This is a genomic window from Gemmatimonas aurantiaca (assembly GCF_037190085.1).
Lineage (GTDB): Bacteria > Gemmatimonadota > Gemmatimonadetes > Gemmatimonadales > Gemmatimonadaceae > Gemmatimonas > Gemmatimonas aurantiaca_A.
In genome coordinates, this window is the sequence record NZ_JBBCJO010000010.1 from 133,449 (window position 1) to 150,988 (window position 17,540).

The window sequence follows — 17,540 nt, forward strand, 5'->3', positions numbered from 1 at the left end:
CTACCTCACACGTTCCGCCGTGAAGCGCGCGGTGATGGTCCAGCGTTTGGTCTCCGGACGAGGGAGCACCTCGAGCGAATGATCGAAGTCGCGACTGATGACGGTGACCGTGCCGGTCGCCGTGGTACCGTTGAAGGTGACGTTGATCTGTCGGGTCTCGAACGGGAACCACAAGGTGAGTCCGTTGCCCTTGAAGGTGCTGAACTGCCAGTTCCATACGGTACTGATCAGACTTCCGCCGGCGATGGTGCCCGTGAGCGCATAGCTCTCGCTGAGATCTCCGGCGTCAGCCGCGCGGAATGGTGCCACGGGATTGGCGAACCAATTGGCACGCACCTGCGGGGAGCCGCTGGTGTTGAACGTGGTGCCCGCCGGCGGCACGTCGAGATAGCGTGCCACATCGTCGGCAGAGAGCAGGGGCTGATCGGTGTCCACGAAGTAGATGCCACGACGCTTGAGTGTGGGCGTGCGGTTCCGCGTGCCAAAGGTGGAATCGCGTTCGAGGAAGAGAATGCCTCCGCGCTTCGCGCCACTCTGGATTTCACTCCAGAGCTGCTCCGGCCGCGTGAAGTGCGTCGTACTCCCAATGGAGGGATTGGTGAGCCACGGGTTGGGGCCGGACTTGTCCACCTCCACGGTGAACGACGTGAACTTCCACGTGGGCAGGATGTCGCTGACCAGATACTCCTGGTCGAGCACCTTGCCGATGGGGATGTCGTCACCCGCTTCGTTGACCACGTAGGCATACACACTCACGTTGGTGCTGCCGCTGCCGGTGAACGTGTGTGTCAGCGTGGGCTGGCTGCTCTCTTCTTCCATGGCTCCCCCGGGCCCTTGGGCGATCCACAGGAAGTGGAGCCTGGGCAAGGAGGACAGTGGGAACCCCACGGCGGTCACGGTGAATGTCACCGGGACATTGCGCGAGATCACGCCGGCCGCGGGTGCCAGCGCGAGAGCCACCTTGGCCAATCGCCTGGTGACCACCCGCGCCACCAGGGTGCCCTTGGCATCCTTCATCAGCAGCGTCACGATGGTGACACCCGGTCGTTTCGGCGTGAATGCCAGTGTCGTGGCGCTGGTGGTGACATCGGGCGTGCCATCATCCCATCGCCAGGTGTACGTCACGCCGGCGCCGGCCAGGGCACCTGCATTCACGCGCCACGTCTCGGTCGTGCCCACCGTGGCATTGGTGTCCGGCGTGATGACCTCGACGGGACTGTACAACACGGTGAACACGCGGGCATCGAGTGGCGCGGAGAGCGCGTGGTCCACGTTGGTGAAGGCTTCGAGTTCGGCATAGTACCGTGTCAGGCCCGGGCTGTTGCCGATGGTGTTGCGGCCCAGCGTTTCCGTACCGCCACCATCCCAGATGGTGAGCGGATGTTCGTTGGCGGCACCACCCGTGGTGGGCGCCTTGCATGACGGGCAGATGTGGCGCAGGGCCAGGACTTCGGCCGTGGTACGCACCGTGTCGGGAAGTCGCTCCCAGCTTTCGGTCAGATCGTTGCGGTACTCCAGGCGATAGGTGGCAGGATAGAGATCGGCACCCGCCCGTTGCTGCTGAAACTCCGCCCATCGGCGCGAGATGTCCGCGAGCGGCACTTCCGCCGAAACCGCCAGCGCATACGCACCGGTGATGGTGATCGGTGGCACATTCGCCTTGGTTGCCAGGCTGAACGGAGTCAGCGTGCCACCCTGAAAGCGCATGGTGCGCGCCTGCGTGGGCACGTTGGGATCGATGAAGGTGACGGTGGTGACGGCGGTGCCCGGATCGTACGTGGCGGCCGTCGCGATCACGGCATGGCCGGCGTTGGCGGCGGACAGTCCGATGAGTACCGGTTGCTTGAGCAGCTTGAGCGTGAGGACGATCCAGCTCGGGGTGAGTTCTTCGAGCCTGGTCCCGCGCTGCGTGGCCTGCGCGATGAGCTTGACGACCTGGTCCCCGTGCGCTGCGGCATACGCGAGATAATCCGCCTGCACGGCTGCCGCGTAGCGTTCGCCCTGCACGTTGTCGAGCAGGTCCGTGAGGGACTTGTCGAAGCGATGGTACAGCGGCGGTGCACCATTGCGCTTGACGAAGTACCAGTAGTGCAGCGCGGTGATGCTCATGCCTTCGCAACTGCCACGTGGTGACGCGAAGTGGCCGCGATTCACGAATTCCCAGTTGTCCCGTCCCACCATGAAACCGGACGAGAACGTGCCGGCGAGCTGCGCGCGTGGCGTCTTGATCCACACCACTTTGACGGCCCCAAATCCCCCCAGCGCCGCCCGTCCGATCAGTGAATGCCGCGCGGCACTCACGCCGGGATCGACACCCGGCAAGGCCAGCAAGTCACGCGCGAAATGCCGCGTGGCCAATCCGACCGCGCCCGCGCTGCGCTCGACGATCGGAATCGGCTCGAGATAGCCGGTGGCGGCGTCGAAGTAGAACGGCGCCACCGCGTCGTCCGCGCCGGCGTTGGTGGGCATCGTGAGTGACAGCACACTGTCCGCGTGTGCGGATCCGTTGTCCACGGTGAGGGTGGGGCCCACCTGCGCGAAGCCGTCTGGCAGGGTGGGACGCGTGACCGAATCGGCGGTGATGGTCCAGGAGGTGGCCGTGGCATACGACTGCGCCGGGATCGTCACCGTGAGGCCGTCGAGCGGATCACCGGGTTTGCGGTAGGTGATGGTACCACCACCAACTGGCACCATGGTGCGCTCGATGAGTGTGCGCACGGCGGGCCCCTGGGCGATGCTGCGGAAGCGTACCACCGGCAGCGACGCCACCCGCGCGATGACCACATTGTTGCCTACCGCGCCGAGCGTCCACGTACCGCTGGTGGCGATGCCCTCGGCGGTGGTCGTCGCCGTGCTGCTGCTGAGTGAACCGCCGCCGGAGTCGATGCTGAACTCCACGGCGACACCGGCGACCGGCGTACCGGCACTGTTGCGTACCAGGACCGACAGCGCAATCGGCAGACGCGTGCCCGTTTCACCAGACTGGGCGTCACCGGCCACGATGGCCACCGAAGCGGGAACGTTGGTGGCCGGCGGAGTGGGCGGGGTGGGGGTCTGGGGCGCCGTGGGCGTACCGGTGGACTTGTCCGCCCCGCCCCCGCCTCCGCATGCGCTGAGCAGACAGAGTGAACCGATGCAGGCCAGGCGGAACCAACGAGCAGCAGGATCAGTCATGACAGGGGGGCGGAAGGGGAATACCAGACACGCGCAACTCCTCCGCCAATCCCCTCATCAGCCAGATGCCGACAGGAGCGGTCTTGCTGACCAACGAGGACAGGCCGCTGCCGGTGAGAGAACTCGCGGACCTGGCCGGCTACCCGCAGGCGTGTGGCCTCCACGCACGAGTATCTTGCGTCATGATGCTCGCTCACTCCGGGACGATCATGCTCATCGGAGCGATCGTCGGGTTCCTTTCTGGCCTGCTCGGGAAAGGTGGTAGCGCGATCGCCACCCCGGCGCTCCAGATCTTCGCCGGCATTCCGCCGTTCGCCGCCCTGGCCTCGCCGCTGCCGGCCACGCTTCCCACGACCTTCTCGGCGACGCTCGCCTACTATCGACACAGCGTCATCGATCGCCGCGTGGTGCTCACGTCGATCCTCTTTGGCATACCGGCCACCTTTCTCGGTTCGTACTACAGCGACTGGCTGGAAGGACGAGCGCTGATGCTCCTGACGGCGCTCTTCGTTCTGGCGCTCGGCATCTCGTTCTTTGTCGGCAAGCAGTCGACCGAAGAGCAGCTCGAGCGAGTGATCCCCGCCTGGAAGATCGGCGGCGTGGCGGTCGGAGTCGGCTTTCTTTCCGGCCTGCTCGCCAACAGCGGCGGCGTGTTGTTCGGCCCTCTCTTCATCCGCGTGCTGAAGATGCCGACCAAGCGCGCCCTGGCGAGCAGCCTCATGGTCGCCGCGGGCCTCTCGATCCCCGGGACGATCGCACACTGGTACTTCGGACACATCGACTGGCGCATCGTCATGCTGCTGTCGCTCAGCGCGATCCCCAGTGCCTACCTCGGCGCCCGGCTCGCCCTGAATCTCCGGAATCACGTGCTCGAACGGATCTTCGGCGCGATGTTGGTCGTGTTCGGGGCGTTCGACCTGATCTACACCTGGCTCGCGTAACTGCGCGGCAATCACATAAGGGCTAGCTTCCTTTCATGCTGCCCACCGTGTGGACCATCGGCCACTCGACGCGCACCCTCGCCGAGTTCCTCCAGCTCCTGGAGCAGCACCGGATCGAGTTGCTGGTGGATGTCCGCCGGTATCCTGGTTCCCGACGCTGGCCACAATTCGCGAGCACGACCCTCGAGGAGTCTCTCCGCCTCGTGGGCATGTTGTATCTCCCGCTTCCATCCCTGGGCGGACGCCGCCGCCCCGTCCCGAATTCCCCGAACACCGCGTGGCGGAGTCCGATGTTTCGTGGATATGCCGACTACATGGAGACCGAGGACTTCGCCGAGGGGCTCCTCGAGCTCGAGGCATGCGTGTATGGGTTTCGCACCTGTATCATGTGCGCCGAGGCGGTCTGGTGGCGCTGCCATCGCGGGCTGATCGCCGACGTGTTGCGGTGGCAGGGCTTTCCGGTCAGGCACATCCTGTCGGCATCCTCGACCGTGGATCATCCGTATACCCCGGCCGCGACGGTCACACCGGGTGGTATCTGCTACACCCGGGCGATCCATTGACACTCATGCCATGAACACGGGGGGTCTTCCTGGTTGCCTGCAGGACCGTTGGCACACCGACCCCGGCGAAACCAGGCAGGTAACGAGCGCGGGGGGATGCTCATTCGGGTCGTTCGGCAGATCACCGCGGACCTTCTTGCCCAAGATGGAGAATAAAGGAAGGGCCACCGGCCTGTCACTTCCATCTTTCCGCGCACGTAGGGTCCGATATGCCCGTACCTCTCGAAGCGTTTACGGAACACCTCGGTCTTGGCGCGTTACTGAACGCGCTGCAGCAGAGCGTCGGCATCGCTGCACACGTCGAGCATTGGACGCAGGGTGAATTTCATCACGACCTCGTGCTGCGTCTCGTCAATGCAGATCAGGCGCTGCCAGGATCGGTGCTCGTCGTGGCGACGAATTGCAATGGCGGCGTCAAGGAATTGCTGTGTTTCGACACCCTGCCCGATCGTGCGGCGCTTTGGCATCATCGCTGTCCCGGGAATCCGGAATTCAGTGGCACATTGCCACCGATTCTTGCGACCGCGCGCACGCGGCATTGGTTCGATCCGTGCGATTTGCTGCGCTCCGATGCGCGCAGCGAATTGCGCCCGGAGTTCCGCGAGCGACAGGCTGGTGGCGGATGGCAGGCCACCCAGTGCCGGGGCCAATAGCGGCACGTCGACGTGTACCTCGACGAGCGATACAGAGGACTGACCTCATGCACAGCAGATTCGTACTGGCTCTCGCCATCGGACTCGGCCTCGGTCGTGCGCCGATACAGGCACAAGTGCCCGGAGTGTACCAGCTGACGATTTGCGCCGGCCGGTGCACGGAGTCTGACAGTGGCCTCGTGCGAGGCTCCCTGGTGCTGTTTCGCGATGCCGTTCACATCGACACGATCGCGAATCGCGCCTACGCACCGCTTTCGCGTGATCTCTATCTCGTGCGAATCGCGAAGTCCGTGAACGCGTGCTTCACACTGCGCCGAAACCAGTCGCGCGTGAACGGTCAGGAATTGTATGCCGGCATCATCGGCCGCAGCTTCACGACATGGACGTTGGATGGCTCCGTCACGCAGGTCGTCCTGTATCGATCGCCCGATGCTTCATTCAGGCTCGTCGGCACCCTCGAGGGGAACACCTACAGCGGCACGGGCCATCAGAGCAACTGGAATGGCGGGACCGGTCCCCAGACATTCTTTCGTGCCGTGAGGGTGGGCGATCCGGACGCTGCGGCCTGTCTTTCAGACTGACTTCGTCGCACGCTGCCCAGCCAACACTGTTCACTGAATCGTAATGCAGACGTCACGCTCCGATAATACGATGTCGAACCGAACGATGTACGCTGGTGCCGCATGCGAAATGATGAGGAGTGCAAAGCCCGCGCCAACGCGGTAGATACGCAGGACGCCCTTCGGCAGACCGGCTCCCGGCTGGCGATGCCGACGTTGCTCGCGTGCGCCGCCGCGTGCCTCGCACTCGTGATTGCCGTGGGGCTGCAGGCGCCCGCGGTTTCCGCTGGCCCTCGCTGGACGCCGGGGCCGCGATTTGGACCGAAGCGCATCCCGGTCGAAGCGGTCACGATCGAATGGGACCCCAGCTTCCCGCCGGGCGATGGCTGGCCCACCTGGGCGACATGGGTGCTGGCGGTGCTCGCCGCGTTCCTGGTCGGGCGCTGGATTCGTCACCTCACCCGCCGCCCACCCAAGACGAATGCCGCGCGCATACGCGCCGACTCCGGGGTGCTCAGTGAAACGGATGCACAGATCCTCAAGTCGGGACTGGCTGCTGCCATCGAGAGGCTCTCCTCCTCCGACCGGGATCTCGGCAACGCTGTCGTGCAGGCCTGGCAGGGGCTCGAGGATGCCGCAGCCGCAGCCGGCCTCCACCGTCGTCCCGCCGAAACCGCCTCGGAATTCACCGCACGCATTCTGTATCGGTCACGCAAATCGACCGAACCGATCGCCGTGCTGCTCAACCTGTATCAGCGGGTGCGGTTCGGCGAACACACCCCTGATGCGGACGAAATCGCGACCGCCCGCCACTCACTCGAAGTGCTCGTCAGTCTCTGGCAGGCAGACTTTCCCGAGCGCCGCCGTGCCACGGGAGTGCGCTGATGACGGACCCGGTGGTGATGCAGCGCGCGCACTCTCGCGCCCGGCGGATCGGAAGGTGGGCCGCCGTCATGGCCGCGGTGTCGACAGGTGTGTTCGTCGCATGGTTCCTGGGACTCGACTGGTTGTGGGCGGTCGCCATGGTGCTGGCGATCGGCTCCGTGGGGCTGGTGCTCGCCACCATGACATCCGAGGAACCTCCAGCGTGGGATCCACCCGGGCGCGAAACGCCGCGTGGTATCCGTCTGGCCATTCCGATGATGGAGGAATCGCTCGCGGCGTGTGATCGCCTTGCCCGTCCGCTGATAGCGCGACACATGCGAGCCGTGGTGATCGAGGAACGCGACGACCGATTGGCTCGCGGGAGAATGCTGCGTCAGATGCGCGCACTGCTCGTGGCCGAATTGCGCGCTCGCGGTGTCGACCCCGTCGTTGGGCCACACGATGCCGTGGTCGCGCTGCTCGGCTCCGATGCCCTCAGCGTTCTCGATCCGAACGACGACAACCCCCTCACGACGACGGCCATCGTGAATTGCCTCGACGCCGTCGAGCGTCTCCACACCGAATCCCTCCCATCACAATGACTCGACTCGAACCGACGACCACCGCCCCGTTGACCGTTCCCGAGATCACCGAGCTCGTGACACGCATCCGCGCCGAGGTGGCGACCGCGGTCGTGGGGATGGATTCGGCGATCGAGTTCGCCATCGCCGCCATTCTCGCCGGCGGTCACACACTCTTCGAGGACGTCCCGGGGCTCGGCAAAACACTTGCCGCGCGCAGCATCGCCACGGCGATCGGCATCGACTTCCGTCGGTTGCAGTGTACACCGGATCTGCTCCCCGCCGACATCACGGGCTCGTTCGTCTATGCGCCGGCGACGATGTCATTCGACTTCCGCCCCGGCCCGGTGTTCACCGGTCTCTTTCTCGCCGACGAGATCAATCGCACCGCACCAAAGACGCAGTCGGCATTGCTCGAGGCGATGGCCGAGGGACAGGTGACGGTGGAAGGACAGAGTTTTCCGCTGCCACGCCCGTTCCACGTGATTGCGACGGCCAACCCGATCGAGTACGAGGGCACCTACGCGCTCCCCGAGGCGCAGCTCGATCGGTTCATGATACGGCTCGCCGTCGGGTACCCGGGTCGCGACGGTGAGCAGCAGGTGCTGCTCAACCGCGTGGCACGTCGACGCGAGCGGGCGGATGTCGCCACGGTCATCGACGCGGAGACGCTCGTGCGCATGCAGGCGGGCGTCGAGACCGTCACCGTGGATGCGGATGTCGTGCGCTACTGTGTGGATCTCGCCGAGGCAACCCGTGAGCATCCGGCGATCGCGGTTGGTGCGTCGCCACGCGGCTCGCAGGCGCTGCTGCTGATGGCCCGATCGATCGCGGTGATTGCGGGTCGCCACTTCATTCTGCCGGAAGACGTGAAGCGCGTGGCGATCCCGGTGCTCGCCCACCGTCTGTCTCTCACGACACAGTCGTGGGCCGCCGGCATGGATGCGACCCGGATTGTCGCCGAGATCGTGGAGCGCGTTCCCGGTCCGCTCGTCGCGGGCGTACGGCGCGCGTGACCGGGAACTCCGCTGGGCCGAGTGCTCCTGTGCGAACGGTCGACATCATGGTCCGCCCGGAGTGGCGCATGACGTCTTCGTTCGAGGTGGCGCTGGCGCTGGGGCTGTTGATCGCCCTGATCGGAACGCTGGCGAGTCGGGTGGACGTCGTGCTCATTGCGCTGCCACTCCTGGCTTGTGCGGCCATCGGATTCGACCGAAAGCCGCGCGCCGGAGCGCGGAGCACAATGCGCGTCGACGTCACGCGGCGTGCAGGCGATGACAACACGGGCAATTTCACGGGCAATTTCACGAGCAATTCCACGGACCACTTCACGAGTCACTTCGAGTATCGGATCGAAGTCGAGGCGCCGGCGGGTACCGAACTCGTTCATCTGCGCATCACGCCGCAGGGTTCATCCAGTCACGAACTGATTCTTGCGGCGCGGGATCTCGTCACCGTGACCGGGCGTCTCCCCATCGTGCACTCCGGACGTCAGCGGGTCGTGGAGGTGGGTTGCCGGCTGATTGGTGTGGACAGCGGATGGCTGTCGATACCGGTGCCGCAGGCCGTGGTGGAGCGGGTGGTGGATCCGGCCGTCGTGCCAATTGGATCGGTTCCGCTGCCGCATCGACTCACCGGTCTGACGGGCATTCACGGATCGGCGAGGCCGGGCGACGGCGGTGAGTTCCGCGATGTGCATCCGTATGCGCCGGGCGATCGTTTGCGGCGCATCGACTGGAAGGCGACCGCGCGGCGTTCGCAGGGGTTCGGCGATCTCTACGTGCGTCGGACCGACGCGACATCGGATGCGACCCTCATTCTCGTGATGGACAGTCGCGAAGATGTCGGTGAGCGAATCGAGGATTGGTCGGGAAGGCCCGGCGACGGTTCCGGTCTCACGTCGATGGATCTGGCGCGTGAGGCGGCGTCCTCACTCGCGACCGCGGCCATCGGCACGGGCGACCGGGTTGGTCTGATCGATCTCGCCGCGTACGACGGCGTGGTGAACGCCGGGGCCGGCAAGCGGCAACTCGAGCGGCTCCTGCGGCGCATTGCGATGTGTCGGCCGTCCGGCACATGGCTCAGCCGACGGCGGGCGCCCATCGTGCCCAACGGCGCGATTGTCTACCTGTTCTCGACGTTCCTCGACGACGATGTCACCGCGATCGCACTGCGATGGCGCGCGGCCGGTCATCGCGTCATTGCGGTCGACGTGCTGCCGACGCCGTTGTTCGATGGCAGCGGGCAACACACGCGGCTTGCGCATCGCATCGTGATGGCGGAGCGGCGCCGGCGCATTGCCGACGTGCGAGCCAATGGGGTGGAGCTGTTCCGCTGGCAGGAGGATGCGGAGCAACCATCCCGCATCGCCGTCCTCCGCGCACTCTCCCGCGCGGGTCGGAGGCGGCGATGAGCAGCGGCATGGACGCTGCCCGCCCGCGCGCATCCGTTCCGGCGATCGGACCATGGGTGCCGACGGCGACGGTGCATCTCGCCTTCCTCGCCGTGGCGGCCGGGTTGTGTCTGCTCGTGCTCGAAGCGCCCTTCTGGCTTGGTGGCGGTCTGCTGCTGGCTGTCGCGGGAACGTTCGCGTCCAACGTGATCCCCAGATGGTGTGTGCTCTCCATTCTTGGCCTGAGCCAGTTGTGGCGCGAACCGTCGGTCACGGATGTCGTCTTCCATCTGCTGCTTGCGGGCGTGCATCTGCTCCACGTGATCGGCAGTCTCGCCGGGCAGCTCCCGTGGCATGGGCGCATGCAGATGGCCGCGTTCGTGCGGCCGCTTCAGCGCTTCCTGCTCGTGCAGGTGGTGGTGCAGGGCATCGCGATTGGCGCGCTCCTCGCCTTCGGCGGTGGCCACGGAACGTTGCCGGGTCTGTCGATCTTTGCCGCCGCCGTGCTCGGTGTGATGGCGATCGTACTTGCTGGGCGGCTGCGTCTTGTTCGAGGACGCGACTGAGGGAACGTGCAACACGACCATTGTTTGCGAGTACCAACCATCGTCTCCGGGGTCGTGATTTGCGAAGTCGCCACCGCGTCCTCATGTTGGCTGAAGGACGGCATGATCGCTCCGCTGTGGGGCCGCATGACCGCACCAAGGATGATCTGTCATCTCATCGATACCGACCACGGTCGATGTCTATCGCTCTCATCTCGAAGGCCATTGCGATCTGGGCCGGCATCCTGCTGCTCGCCATCGCCAACGGGGCATTGCGTGAAGCCGTCCTGATCCCGAAGCTGGGCGCTCCTGTCGGTCTGGTGCTCAGCGGCATCCTGCTCTCGGCATTGATCGTCGGCGTCGCGTATTTCTCCCTGCCGTGGCTGGGAACGCGTCGCCCTTCGCACCTCTGGGGCATCGGCATTGGCTGGCTCGTGCTCACACTGGCCTTCGAGTTCTCCTTCGGCCGGTGGCAGGGAAAGTCCTGGTCCACGCTGTTCGAGGCGTACACGTTCAGGGGTGGCAATCTCTGGCCGATCGTTCTGCTCATCACGGCGCTGGCACCGACATTGGCGGCCAGGCTCATGCGAGGGCTCCCAGGTCGATGAACGATTTCCATCGTCGGAGTTCCTTTGCACGGCCCGAATGCTGGCGAAGCATCCCCGGTGGCAGGCATTGGGAGATGCCGATGAAGAAGTGGACGTGGCCGCAGAATCAGAAACGGTGTCACGGCACGTGACCTCGGATGTGAAGCGTGCGATCAGGGTGCCGCTCTCCGATCCGTGTGCATTGCTCCTGAGGTTTCGACAGGCGTTTGGTGTGGGTGTGAAGGCAGACATCCTTGCGGTCTTGCTGACCAACGAAGACAAGCCGCTGCCGGTGAAAGAACTCGCGGAGCTTGCCGGCTACACGCAGGTTGCCGTCCGTGCAGCGCTGACCGATCTTGCGCACGCTGGATTCGTCATCACCCGTCAAGGCCGTCCACTTCGTTATATCGCTCCAGTCCAGCCGTGGCGTGGGCTGCTCTCGATGAAGTCGATCCCGGCATGGCAGCCGTGGGCTGCGTTCTATGGCTTCAGTACAGCCGTCCAGCAGACTGTCGGTGAAGGGACGGAAAAGGGATGGAGCGAGTATGCGCTCTTCACCAAGGTGAGAGCCCGGATCCGACAGGCGTCTTCGTTGTTCGAACATGTGACGACGACACAGCGCGAGATCGATTTGCCGGACGAAGATGTGGGCGGTGCTATCCAGATGCTCACTCGCTGGGCCGCCAAGTACGCATGACATGACATCCCCGAGCCTCCCATGCGCCTGATATCCGCTGTGACATTCCTCGCCACTCTTGCCGGTACCGGCGGCCTGGGTGCACAAAACGCGTCGCCGCCGCCTTCGGCTCTTCCTTCAGTGGCGCTGCCGCCCATGCTCGACCGGGTACTTCGTGACTACGAAGCCGCCTGGCACCGAGGCGATGCGGCTGGCCTGGCCGCGCTGTTCCACGAAGACGGGTTCGTGTTGCAGGGAGGACGTCCGCCGGTGCGTGGGCACACGGCAATCCAGAGAGCGTACACCGGTCAGGGCGGCAGCCCGCTCCGGCTTCGGGCGCTGGCAACCGCGATCGGGGACACGGTTGGATACATCATCGGTGCCTACGGATACGGGGATTCCCCGGAGGACGTGGGGAAGTTCACGCTCACCCTCCGTCGTCGACCCGGGGGGCCGTGGCTCATCTTCTCCGACATGGACAACTCGAGCCGGCCGGCACGTCCGGTCAGTGCTCCGCCTGCCGACTCCCTCGCGAGTCGGCAGTAAGCATCCGACCACGAACGTGTGTCACCGTGCACATGATGGGCCGTCACTCCTGCAGCCACGCCCGCGTCCTTACCGGGGGCTCTGGGATATGGTGTTCCTCACCTGTCCCCGGTCATCGAGAAATTCGAGGCGACCAACGCCGAGGGAGTCCACCCCGAGGCGTGCCCGGACACGCCCCTGCGGGTCACGGAGTTCGAGCATCGCGGTACGGTCGCGGCTGCCCACGAAGAGCCGCTGTGCACCCTGCACACGCTCGCGGGTACGAAGGCGTTCGCGCTCGAGGGAATCGCGACGCGAGCCTGCAGGGGCCAGCCTCACGGCTTCGGCCAGACGGAACTGCTCGGAGAGGGGAGCATCGGTCGGCCGATCCCAGACACCCAGTCCCGCTCGGCGCTGTCGCCCATTGTCGGCGTATTGCATGGCCACGACCTGATTCTGTCGCCATTGATCGAACGAGAGCTGGCCGCCGGCCTGGTACGAGGAGTCGCGGGGATAACCTTCGTAGATCAGGCCGCCCACTTCGTCACCCTGCTCGTTGAAGAAGATCATGCCCGCCGAGCGCGTGCGTTCCACCCAGGCCGGAGGATATTCTTTCCCGCCGAAAGTGGCACCAGGCAGTCGGGCCGGATTGGCGAGAACCAGAAGTGTCCTGCCGCTGGAGTCCACGATGTTCAGGCGTTCGACCGTCAGTTCCGGAGCGCGCTGATCGCGGCGGAAACCGGTGGTGAGCAACACGATCAGCGTCACGAACATCATGACGTTGGAGATGGCGATGCCGCGATGCAACGACGATGTGGACATGAGCGGATCAGGAGGATGTCAAACCAGTGGTCACCGGCCGGACTGGTGGACCACCGTCGATTCTGTCTGTGACAGGAGCACCCTTCCTTCGGTTGCACGGCGATGTTTGACGGAGACCGCGGTTCGCCAAGCAGACCTGTGCACTCACGGCTCGGGACGATGGTTCCCCTGCCTTCTTCCTTCGAGCGCCAACCATGAACTTCCCCATTCTGTTCGAACATCTCGAGTGGGCCGACCGCCGGGCGCTGACCGCCATGGCGTCGCTTGGCCAGGACAGTGCCCAGTACGCCGAATCGGTGCGGCTCTACGCACATCTGGCGGGTGCCGCGCACACCTGGTGCGCGCGTGTGGAAGGTCGTACGCCGGAGCATCCGGTGTGGCCATCCCTGTCGCTCGACGAGGCGACGGCGCTTTCACGCGTCAGTGTGGCCGGTTTGCGCACGGCCGCCGATGGTGATCTCACGCGGGTGGTGGAGTACCAGAACAGTGCGGGGCACTCGTTTCACAACACGGTCGCGGAGATTCTCGGGCAGGTGATTCTGCACGGCAGTTATCATCGCGGCCAGTTGGCGTTGCTGGCGCGTCAGGGTGGCGGGACACCGGCCATGACGGACTACATCTTCTATGCCCGGATGTGAGGCGGATTGTGAGGCGATGTCGACCGATCTGCTGTCGGTATTGCACCGTGGAATAATACTTAGGTAAATACTTAAATATTGGCGTGATTGTATGGGCCACGTCTCCACGTGAGCCTCTCTGAGCCGGATCTGCGCGTGTCGGGCACGGACTCCCCCGCCTTCCGGTGGGGAGGAGTACCGACTCTCACCCATACTCGGGCTCACATGATGAAACGTCGACTCCTTCTCCTGGCGGCACTCGCGACCGCCTCTCCCGCCGCTGCCCAGACCCTGGTCTACCAGGGGGACCATCAGGGCGGAACCACCTGTTCGGCCAAGGGCAGCAGTCTCGCGACCGGGTGCGTGATGTACGACAACATCACTGTTGGCGGTGATGGTTGGAACGTCACCGGACTGTTCGGGCACTTCTATCAGCCTGCTGTCGACGGGATGGCGCCGTGGACATCGGCCTTCTGGGAGATCAGGAGTGGCATGTCCGAAGGAAACGCCGGTACTCTGTTGTTTGGAGGGGCCTCTTCCGTCGTTTCGGCCACTCAGGTAGCCACCGGGCGGAGCTTCACCGGCAGCGCGACGTTCGAGGAATACCTCGCGACACTCATTCTGCCAGAATTTTTCCTGGCACCCGGAAGCTACTGGATCGGGATCGCTCCGGTGGTGATCGAGACTGCCGCCTCCTACGTGGGGGCTTATGCCTCGTGGACCGGAGGGACGGGTGGAATCAACAGCCAGGCGGACAACAAGGGCATCGCGTGGATCAACGGCTCACAGAATTACCTCGTCGTGGACCACGATTTCTCCTACGGCGTCCTCGGCACGCTCGCGGAGAGTGGAGATCCGGGGAACGGCAATCCCGGTAACCCCAATGTCACGGTTCCTGAACCGGCAACCGTGACCCTGCTCGCGGCGGGGCTGCTGGCGGTGGCGGGATTGCGGCGGCGCAAGCGCTGAGGGAGGCATGAGAGAAGACGAGAGAATCCGGGCTCTCTTCTTCTTTCGTGCCACGGACCCTGGCCATCACTCCCGCGACGGCGCGATGGCACGGCCTTCACCGGCCAGCCACCGAAGCAGCTGTGCCGCATACAACGCGTTCTGCTGCGCGCGCGGTTCGTTCATGCCCATCGGCGCACGCTGAGCGCCGGCGCGCTGCGCCGACAGCATCGCGGCCTCTCCCAGCACGACGACGCGTCCCTTTCCAATGGAGAGCGCCGCGCCCTGCAGCCAGTCCTCACCCTGTATGCTGGGCACGGTGTCCCCGAAGACCCACGCCGTCTTCGGCAGCCAGATATGACTCGCGCGCGGCAGTGTCATGAGAGGCACGCCGCCACGCAGCAGACGGAACGCCGATCCCGTGAATGCCACGATGGAGTCGACCGTACCGGCGCCGATGAGTGGGGACCGCAGTCCACTACTGCGCCGATAGACGAGAACACTCTCCGCATCCTTTTCGGGCGAGGCAAACGCAAAACCGTTCACGAACTGCACGCCCAATGCCCGACCGAGCTGTTCCGCCGCGCCCGCAAACGGCATGTGGTCAGCCACCAGCAGCAGACCGCCGCCCTGTTCGACGAATCGCACCACGGCCGCAATTTCGGCGGCATCAAATGCGCTGGGAGTGGGAAGTGTCCAGTTTCCCGATCCATTGCGTTCGTTCAGGGCGTTTGCAATGACCAGAACGGACACGTTCCGCAGCGCCTCGTCCGAGAATTGCCGACGGAGCGGCTGCACGCGGAAGCCGATACCGGTCGCCATGCGCCCGAACGTCAGGTATCGCCCATCGAGGGTGTGGAAGTTGTGGTGCGCTTCATCGAGCACGAGCAGTGGACCTTCGCCCGCCTTCCAGCGAGGCGCGCCGGTGTGTGCGACGAACGCGGAATCAGCGACTTGCTGCGCCGCTGCGGTGCGAACAGTCGTCATCGCGGCGAGCAACAGCGCGGGAACCATGCAGGTCGTCCGCAACATCGGGATGGCGCGAAGAAATCCTGTCATGCGTCGATGGCGGGGCGGAGGTGGGAATGCACGCATATGGGAGCGGCGCAGTTCAGCTCGGGTGGAAGGTACACACGAAATGCCATCGAGGCACTCGACAACGGTTCGTTTCATCCTCGCCGGTGCGGTGGGTCTGGGCACTCTTTTTCATGATGGCGATGGCGACCGCTGTCGTGGCGCTCGGTGGCAGATGCAGATTTGGCCGACCGCACGCCGACACCCCGTGATGTAGTCTCACTTCATTGCGACGACCGATCCCCTTCACCGCCAAAACATTCGTCGCACTGACGATCGTCGTCATCCTCTTCCAACTGGCGCTCGTGGCAGGTGCGCCATGGGGCGAGCTGACGATGGGTGGTGCGTTTCCCGGCCGACTCCCACCGCACATGCGCATCGCGGCTTTGTGTTCCGCGTTGCTGCTCGCCTGGTTCGGTGTGATCGTCGCTGCGCGGGCCGGTATGGCGTTTCCAGTCATCGGTGCCTTCGGCAGCAGCGACCCGCTGGCTCCGCGAACAGGTCGCCACCATCTCCGCAGCCGCCTCCATGCATTGCCGGCCGCGAATGGGCAGGCTATGGTAGGCACGCATGCCTGGTCGTGCCCATGGCCTGTGCGCGCCTGCTGCAGCGTCGGCATGGCTTCCCCGCCAGGCATACGTCGTGGAGTCTTCCCCATCCCTGGAGTGCGCATGTTTGCCCGTTCCGTTCGTATTGCTCTCGCGCTGGCAGTCACCGCCGCACCGTTCGCCGCGCCACTTGCTGCCCAGGAAGCCAAAGGCGCCGGTACGGTGGTACTCAAGGCCGCGCGCGTCATCGATGGCACCGGGGCGGCACCGATCGCCAATGGCGTGGTGGTGGTGACCGACGACAAGATCGTCGCGGTCGGCACCGAGGCGAGTGTGAGAATTCCGGCCGGGGCCCGTCGTGTGGATCTGGGTGACGCGACACTGCTGCCCGGCTTCATCGACGCCCATGTGCATCTCATCGGTCGTGAGCTCAACGATCCCGAGGCCGGGGAATCGGCCGCGCGCGACTATCCCGGCATGGGCATCATCCTCGGCACCGTCAACGCACGGAAGACACTGATGGCGGGCTTCACCGCCGTGCGCAACGTGGGGGCCGGCGAGTTCATGGATGTGTCGTTGCACAAGGCGGTGGACGCTGGTGTCATCCCCGGTCCGCGCATGCGGGTCGCGGCGCACTCGATCGGTATCACCGGCGGTCACTGCGATGAAAACGGCTATCGTCCCGGGCTGTTCGACGGCGATTTCAAGACGGGAATTGCCGACGGCCCCGATCAGGTGCGCGCCGCGGTGCGCTATCAGAGCAAGTATGGCGCCGATGTGATCAAGACCTGCGCCACCGGTGGCGTACTCTCCGAAGGTGACGCGGTGGGTGTGCCGCAGTACACGTACGAAGAGCTCAAGGCGATGGTGGACGAAGCCACCAAGCTCGAACGCAAGGTCGCCGCGCATGCCCATGGCGCCGAGGGCATCAAGATTGCGACCCGTGCCGGTGTGGCCAGCATCGAACACGGCTCGTTTCTCGATGAGGAAGGCGCCAGAATGATGGCCGAACACAAGACCTATCTCGTGCAGACGCTCAGTGCGGGTGAGGCCGTCGAGAAGGCCGCGAAGAGTGGCGTGCTGAAAGGGCTCCGCGCACAGAAGGCACTCGACGCCGCGCAGGCGATGCGGATGGCAGGCCAGTACGCGCGCAAGTACAACGTTCCGATGGCGCTGGGCACCGATGCCGGTGTCGGTGACCATGGCACCAATGGACACGAGTTCACGTTGCTCGTGCAGTGGGGCGGACTCACGCCGATGCAGGCGATCACCGCCGGCACGCTCAACGGAGCGAAGCTGCTGGGGTGGGACCACGAGATCGGTTCACTCGCGACGGGCAAACTCGCCGACATCGTGGCGGTGCCCGGCGATCCGACCAAGGACATCACTGCGATGGAGCGGGTGAGTTTCGTGATGAAGAACGGCGTGGTGTATAAGGAAGGTGCCGGCAAGTCGCCGATCCAGCCCTGA

At 65.0% G+C, this 17,540-nt stretch carries 19 protein-coding genes; 15 read left to right on the forward strand and 4 right to left on the reverse strand.

Annotated elements, in window-relative coordinates:
• Complete coding sequence (locus WG208_RS12840) at window positions 1-3,174, reverse strand: hypothetical protein (protein WP_337171764.1); 3,174 nt, start codon at window positions 3,172-3,174, stop codon at window positions 1-3.
• Between the two features lie 83 nt (window positions 3,175-3,257).
• On the opposite strand from WG208_RS12840, the gene WG208_RS12845 reads away from it, so the two are divergent.
• From WG208_RS12845 to WG208_RS12900, 12 genes are all read left to right on the forward strand, one after another.
• Window positions 3,258-4,115, forward strand: coding sequence for a sulfite exporter TauE/SafE family protein (locus tag WG208_RS12845; RefSeq protein WP_337171765.1), 858 nt, complete (start codon window positions 3,258-3,260; stop codon window positions 4,113-4,115).
• Between the two features lie 35 nt (window positions 4,116-4,150).
• Window positions 4,151-4,678 (forward strand): DUF488 domain-containing protein, encoded by a 528-nt coding sequence (locus WG208_RS12850; RefSeq protein WP_337171766.1) that lies wholly within the window; start codon window positions 4,151-4,153, stop codon window positions 4,676-4,678.
• A gap of 209 nt (window positions 4,679-4,887) precedes the next feature.
• Window positions 4,888-5,331 carry a hypothetical protein gene (locus WG208_RS12855; RefSeq protein WP_337171767.1) on the forward strand — a complete coding sequence of 148 codons (444 nt, stop codon included), beginning with the start codon at window positions 4,888-4,890 and terminating at the stop codon, window positions 5,329-5,331.
• A 47-nt stretch (window positions 5,332-5,378) separates the two neighbouring features.
• Window positions 5,379-5,912: a hypothetical protein gene (locus tag WG208_RS12860; protein ID WP_337171768.1), complete on the forward strand. Its 534-nt coding sequence runs from the start codon at window positions 5,379-5,381 to the stop codon at window positions 5,910-5,912.
• Between the two features lie 186 nt (window positions 5,913-6,098).
• Window positions 6,099-6,776, forward strand: coding sequence for a DUF4129 domain-containing protein (locus WG208_RS12865; protein ID WP_337171769.1), 678 nt, complete (start codon window positions 6,099-6,101; stop codon window positions 6,774-6,776).
• The gene (locus WG208_RS12870; protein WP_337171770.1) at window positions 6,776-7,357 is read left to right on the forward strand and encodes a hypothetical protein; all 582 of its coding nucleotides are present in this window, start codon (window positions 6,776-6,778) and stop codon (window positions 7,355-7,357) included. The genes WG208_RS12865 and WG208_RS12870 overlap by 1 nt, the downstream gene beginning before the upstream one ends.
• Entirely contained in the window at window positions 7,354-8,352 is a 999-nt protein-coding gene (locus tag WG208_RS12875) for a MoxR family ATPase (protein WP_337171771.1), read from the forward strand. The genes WG208_RS12870 and WG208_RS12875 overlap by 4 nt, the downstream gene beginning before the upstream one ends.
• A gap of 68 nt (window positions 8,353-8,420) precedes the next feature.
• Window positions 8,421-9,749, forward strand: coding sequence for a DUF58 domain-containing protein (locus WG208_RS12880; protein WP_337171772.1), 1,329 nt, complete (start codon window positions 8,421-8,423; stop codon window positions 9,747-9,749).
• Window positions 9,750-9,757: 8 nt separating this feature from the next.
• Entirely contained in the window at window positions 9,758-10,294 is a 537-nt protein-coding gene (locus WG208_RS12885; protein ID WP_337171773.1) for a hypothetical protein, read from the forward strand.
• A 176-nt stretch (window positions 10,295-10,470) separates the two neighbouring features.
• Complete coding sequence (locus WG208_RS12890) at window positions 10,471-10,881, forward strand: hypothetical protein (protein WP_337171774.1); 411 nt, start codon at window positions 10,471-10,473, stop codon at window positions 10,879-10,881.
• A gap of 37 nt (window positions 10,882-10,918) precedes the next feature.
• Window positions 10,919-11,557 carry a winged helix-turn-helix domain-containing protein gene (locus tag WG208_RS12895; RefSeq protein WP_337171775.1) on the forward strand — a complete coding sequence of 213 codons (639 nt, stop codon included), beginning with the start codon at window positions 10,919-10,921 and terminating at the stop codon, window positions 11,555-11,557.
• A 135-nt stretch (window positions 11,558-11,692) separates the two neighbouring features.
• A complete protein-coding gene (locus WG208_RS12900; protein WP_345787001.1) occupies window positions 11,693-12,082 on the forward strand; it encodes a nuclear transport factor 2 family protein in 390 nt (129 codons plus the stop codon).
• A 69-nt stretch (window positions 12,083-12,151) separates the two neighbouring features.
• Here WG208_RS12900 and WG208_RS12905 read toward each other — a convergent pair whose 3' ends face one another.
• Window positions 12,152-12,883: a hypothetical protein gene (locus WG208_RS12905; protein WP_337171777.1), complete on the reverse strand. Its 732-nt coding sequence runs from the start codon at window positions 12,881-12,883 to the stop codon at window positions 12,152-12,154.
• A gap of 194 nt (window positions 12,884-13,077) precedes the next feature.
• On the opposite strand from WG208_RS12905, the gene WG208_RS12910 reads away from it, so the two are divergent.
• The gene (locus WG208_RS12910) at window positions 13,078-13,521 is read left to right on the forward strand and encodes a DinB family protein (RefSeq protein WP_337171778.1); all 444 of its coding nucleotides are present in this window, start codon (window positions 13,078-13,080) and stop codon (window positions 13,519-13,521) included.
• A 345-nt stretch (window positions 13,522-13,866) separates the two neighbouring features.
• Window positions 13,867-14,469 (forward strand): PEP-CTERM sorting domain-containing protein, encoded by a 603-nt coding sequence (locus WG208_RS12915; protein ID WP_337171779.1) that lies wholly within the window; start codon window positions 13,867-13,869, stop codon window positions 14,467-14,469.
• 66 nt (window positions 14,470-14,535) lie between these two features.
• On the opposite strand, the gene WG208_RS12920 is transcribed toward WG208_RS12915, so the two are convergent.
• Window positions 14,536-15,507 carry a hypothetical protein gene (locus WG208_RS12920; RefSeq protein WP_337171780.1) on the reverse strand — a complete coding sequence of 324 codons (972 nt, stop codon included), beginning with the start codon at window positions 15,505-15,507 and terminating at the stop codon, window positions 14,536-14,538.
• A 239-nt stretch (window positions 15,508-15,746) separates the two neighbouring features.
• The gene (locus tag WG208_RS12925) at window positions 15,747-16,094 is read right to left on the reverse strand and encodes a hypothetical protein (protein ID WP_337171781.1); all 348 of its coding nucleotides are present in this window, start codon (window positions 16,092-16,094) and stop codon (window positions 15,747-15,749) included.
• A gap of 99 nt (window positions 16,095-16,193) precedes the next feature.
• Between WG208_RS12925 and WG208_RS12930 the strand changes: the two genes are divergently transcribed.
• Entirely contained in the window at window positions 16,194-17,540 is a 1,347-nt protein-coding gene (locus WG208_RS12930) for an amidohydrolase family protein (RefSeq protein WP_337171782.1), read from the forward strand.